Origin of the sequence: Aphanothece microscopica RSMan92, from assembly GCF_046613545.2 — a bacterium.
GTDB lineage: Bacteria > Cyanobacteriota > Cyanobacteriia > PCC-6307 > Cyanobiaceae > NIES-981.
Map to the genome: position 1 here is coordinate 1 of NZ_JBKKKY020000528.1, position 458 is coordinate 458.

The window sequence follows — 458 nt, forward strand, 5'->3', positions numbered from 1 at the left end:
CCTGCGGATCGCATGGCCCGCGCTGCGCCTGCACCTGCCCGCCTGCCGCCCCGCCAACCCGGCCCCCCGCATGACGCGGGCCGAAGTCGAACGCGTCTTCGCCGCCGACCTGATCAGCCATACCCGATCGCTGCGCGCCGCGGCACGCCAGTCCCGCTGATACTCCGCAACCGCCCCATCGGCCCGCGCCGGAACGCCGGGCCAACAGCCACCGCATGGCCCCGCGTGCCCTGCGCCTTGCATCATATGTCCGAGAAAATCACGCCAAGCTGGCAGCCCGTAGGGGAGTCGAACCCCTCTTCCCAGGTTGAAAACCTGGTGTCCTAACCGATAGACGAACGGGCCGCGCTTGGCGTGGGCGGGTATTTAGCCGGGCACCGGGTGACTCGCAAGGGGTAAAATCCCCTTTGTTGCGGCCATCTGCGGACGGCCGTCGGCGCGGCCTGCGGCATGGCGCA

The 458-nt window shown here is 69.7% G+C and carries 1 tRNA gene; it reads right to left on the reverse strand.

Features of this window, described 5'->3' with window-relative positions:
* Positions 1 to 270: 270 nt before the first annotated feature.
* A tRNA-Glu gene (locus ACLD7X_RS18895) sits at positions 271 to 345 on the reverse strand.
* Positions 346 to 458 lie beyond the last annotated feature (113 nt).